At 32.3% G+C, this 2,634-nt stretch carries 1 protein-coding gene, 1 tRNA gene, 1 rRNA gene and 1 pseudogene; 3 read left to right on the top strand and 1 reads right to left on the bottom strand.

Annotated features, from left to right (window positions below):
- From rrf to J2Z42_RS14585, 3 genes are all read left to right on the top strand, one after another.
- Positions 1–93: ribosomal RNA gene (rrf, locus tag J2Z42_RS14265) — 5S ribosomal RNA — on the top strand; the annotation flags it as partial.
- A 22-nt stretch (positions 94–115) separates the two neighbouring features.
- A tRNA-Phe gene (locus tag J2Z42_RS14260) sits at positions 116–191 on the top strand.
- Positions 192–303: 112 nt separating this feature from the next.
- Positions 304–1,047, top strand: a complete 744-nt coding sequence (locus J2Z42_RS14585) for a peptidylprolyl isomerase (protein ID WP_245331640.1) — start codon at positions 304–306, stop codon at positions 1,045–1,047.
- 111 nt (positions 1,048–1,158) lie between these two features.
- Here J2Z42_RS14585 and araA read toward each other — a convergent pair.
- Positions 1,159–2,547, bottom strand: a pseudogene (gene araA / locus J2Z42_RS14250) (L-arabinose isomerase); the annotation flags it as partial.
- Between the last annotated feature and the right edge of the window lie 87 nt (positions 2,548–2,634).

Genomic DNA, 2,634 nt, shown 5'->3' with positions numbered 1-2,634 from the left:
ACACTCCTTCCCATTCCGAACAGGCAGGTTAAGCTTCATTGTGCCGAAAGTACTGCAGGGGTGGCCCTGTGGAAGGTTAGGTAGTCGCCAGGTAATTATAAAATTATAAATATATGGCCAGATAGCTCAGTCGGTAGAGCAGAGGACTGAAAATCCTCGTGTCCCTGGTTCGATTCCTGGTCTGGCCACCAAGAGTTTTAGATTTTATCTAAAACTCTTTTTTAATATAGAAATTTTATGAAAAATAGGGCATAATTATTTGTGTAGTAAATTAAAAAAATACATATAGTAAGGAGATAACTTATGAAAGATAATGTATTAGCAATTGTAAATGGAAATGAAATAAAAGAAAGCGATATTCAACAGGCAATTAATAGATTTCCACAAGATAAAAGAAATCAACTAAATACAGAGCATGGCAAGAAGCATTTGCTTGATGAAATGGTATTTTTTGAATTGGCATATAGTTATGCTAAAGATATGAACCTGGAAAAAGATGAAGAATATTTAAAAATTCTTGAATCTGCTAAAAAAGAAATATTAACCCAAACAGCTATATCTAAAGTTATGAAGCAAGTTAGTGTAGCAGATGAAGAGGTTCAGGATTACTATAAAGCAAATAAAGATATGTACAAAAAACCTGAAAAAGTAAGCGCAAAACACATATTAGTGGATAGTGAAGAAAAAGCAAATAAGATTTCAAAAGAGATTTCAGATGGTATGTCTTTTGAGGATGCTGCAAAAAAATATTCAAGTTGTCCATCTAAAGCTCAAGGTGGAGATTTAGGTGAATTCTCTAGAGGACAGATGGTCCCAGAATTTGAAGAAGTTGCATTTAAGTTGAATGTTGGAATAATCAGTAAACCAGTAAAAACTCAGTTTGGATATCATCTTATAAAAGTAGAAGAAAAAGTTGAACCTTCTATAGCATCTTATGATGAAGTAAAGGATTCTATTAAAATGGGATTATTGCAGGAAAGACAAGCATATGAATATTCAAAATTTGATAAAGAATTGAGAAGCAAATATAAAGTTGAAATGAAATAAAGTAATTTTAGCATAAGAGATACTTTGATGAACATTAAATATTAAAAATATAAAAATAATGGCGTACTATTATTATTTATGTATAATAATAGTACGCCATTATTTAAATAATTACTTTGTAGTTTCTTTTATAATATCTCTTAATTTTGTATTATGGTCAATAATGATTGACTCTAAATCAACCATACGACTCCAATCATAAGCTTGTTCGACAGATAATGATAAAGTCACAACTGTATGGTGACCACCGCCAGCATAAATCCAAGATTTAACCCCATCACTGAAGTTTGGTTCTGGTTGCCATACCATTTTGGCTACAGGTAAATTTGGTGTATCATCTGAAGGTTCAACGGCAGTTACTTCATTTATAAGTAGACGATAATGTGTTCCCAAGTCACACATAGATATTGCAACACCGCTACCAACAGAACCGTTGAAAATTAAACGGGCAGGATCTTCTTTGTCACCAATACCAAGAGGCTTAACTACTACTCTAGGCTTGTCAGATGCAAGAGTGGGATCAACTTCTAGCATATGTGCACCTAAAATTCTTTCATTTCCTGTGCTTAATTCATATGTGTAATCTTCCATAAAACCAGTTTTCTTATTATCAGTCATAATTTTAATTAATCTACTTAAAGCAGCTGTTTTCCAATCACCTTCACCTGCGAAGCCGTATCCTTCTGCATTCAAACGCTGAACTGCAAGTCCAGGTAATTGTTTCATACCATATAAATCTTCGAAGTTTGTAGTAAATGCAGTATAGTTACCAGCTTCCATGAAGTTACGTAATGCAATTTCTATTTTAATTTGTTCTTTTACCTGTTTTTCATAGAATTTAGGGTCATTTTCACCTACGTCCATAATGTAGATTTTTTTAAATTTTTCATAGGTATCATCTATATCTTTTTTTGAAACTTTATTCATTTCAGTGATTAAATCACCAATACCAAAGTAATCAACTGTCCAACCAAATTGAATTTGTGCTTCAATTTTATCTCCTTCAGTAACAGCTACATTACGCATATTATCTCCAAAACGTGCAACTTTGATATCTTGACTTAAAATATATCCAACAGCTACCTGCATCCAGTCAGCAATTTCTTTTTGTATCTCAGATTTTCCCCAGTAGCCTACGATAACTTTATTGTGTTTCTTTAGTCTAGCATTGATAAATCCATATTCTCTATCGCCATGAGCGCTTTGATTTAAATTCATGTAGTCCATATCAATTGTTTTCCATGGAATATGTTCATTGAATTGTGTTGCCAAATGAAGTAAAGGTTTTTGTAATAATTTAGTGCCTGCAATCCACATCTTAGCTGGTGAGAATGTGTGCATCCATGTAATAACACCAGCTACATTATCATTGTAGTTTACTTCCTTCATAAGACTTTTAATTTGATCAGCAGATTTTGCTAATGACTTAAATACAATAGGATATGGCAGCTTTTTACTTTTATTTAAAGCATCAGCGATTTCTATAGAATGCTTTTTTATTTCTTAGGAATTTAAAAAAAATTGGCTCAAAAAAATAGCCCGTTAGGGCTTGAGAAATCTAAGTCTAGAAGTTCGAGGAAAATATTA

This window comes from Clostridium algifaecis, assembly GCF_017874415.1.
Taxonomy (GTDB): Bacteria; Bacillota; Clostridia; order Clostridiales; family Clostridiaceae; genus Clostridium_B; species Clostridium_B algifaecis.
This window is presented reverse-complemented; position numbering and strand designations above follow the sequence as displayed.